Origin of the sequence: Halobellus sp. H-GB7 (assembly GCF_030848585.1) — an archaeon.
Classification (GTDB): domain Archaea; phylum Halobacteriota; class Halobacteria; order Halobacteriales; family Haloferacaceae; genus Haloquadratum; species Haloquadratum inordinatus.
This window is the reverse complement of the sequence record NZ_JAVDDW010000035.1, coordinates 1-1098: the sequence shown is the minus strand read 5'-3', so window position 1 is coordinate 1098 and position 1098 is coordinate 1. Positions and strand designations below refer to the sequence as shown.

General features: G+C 54.6%; 1 protein-coding gene. It reads right to left on the bottom strand.

Annotation, left to right across the window (positions count from 1 at the left end):
• Positions 1 to 6 precede the first annotated feature (6 nt).
• Entirely contained in the window at positions 7 to 1050 is a 1044-nt protein-coding gene (locus tag RBH22_RS17795; RefSeq protein WP_306678752.1) for an IS630 family transposase, read from the bottom strand.
• Positions 1051 to 1098: the final 48 nt, after the last annotated feature.

Below are 1098 nucleotides of genomic sequence, written 5' to 3'. Positions count from 1 at the left end.
GAGTGGTCAGCGTAACATTTGCACGTTCGGGAGGAACTTCTCGATCCAACCGTTTGCAAAGCTAAGACGCTTCGATAGGTCTAAGAATGTGTCAGTAACGAACTGCTCGAAGTGATCTTTGCCCTCAAAGATCGTCGGCGAAATCCTTCGCTTCAGGCTTTTCCAGAGCGGCTCAATTGCATTGAACATTGGTGAGTACGGTGGCAGGAAGACGAACTCGATGCCGAGTTCGTCGGCCCGTTTCTGCGTGAGCTTTGCATGATGACCACCATCGTTGTCGGCGATGAGCAGAATCCGCCCGACCGGATTCTGCTCACGAATCGCCTCCAACGCTGCACAGATACTCTCCTTTGTTTTCCGCTCTCGGAAGATGAGTGTGCTGTTGCCGAGTAGTGCGTAGAACCCGATGGTTTTCCAGGGAACTGCCACCATTGGTTTGTCGATTTCCACGGTTCGGTCATACGACCACATACGTTGAGAGTTCTCGAACGGCTGTGGCCACGATACATCAAGGAACCCGAGGACAAGTGGCTCATCATTGTCTTTCGCGAGCGCCTCTCCTAGGCGCTCGCGAAAATCCTCCTCCGCATCAGGCGGTTGCCGCGAATCCATCGGTCGGGGCTTGGCATACTGCATCCCGTCTGCGCGGAGAATGCGTGCTAAGTGAGCACGGTCGTAGGAGACGCCGTAGCGCTCCCACAGAAGGTCGTCGATCTCCTGTGGTGTCCAGGGTTGGCCCTCCTCAAGGAGTGTGAAGAACTCCTCGAACTGGTCAGGAGAGAGCTTCGCGGGGCGGCCGCCCGCGAAGCTCGGACGGAGTCCGTCAACACCATCTTCATTCCATTCTGCGAGCCATCGATCACCAGTAAACCGTGAGACACCAACACGCTGAGCTGCTATTTTTGTTGAGTCACCGAAATAGAGATTCTTGATGAAACAGAGTCGCCGGACGAGACGTGTCTCGTCCGCCTTCTGGGCATCATTAATAGCCGTATCAAGTTGCTCTCCCGACAGTTTCCTCACCACTTCTATCCGACGACCTGTCGTCATTACGTTCCCTTACGCGCTCTGAAAGCACAAACATAGCGCTGACCACTC

Coding starts and splice junctions, on each gene's coding strand:
- RBH22_RS17795 (WP_306678752.1), bottom strand. CDS start 1,050: ATGACGACAGGTCGTCGGATAGAAGTGGTGAGGAAACTGTCGGGAGAG.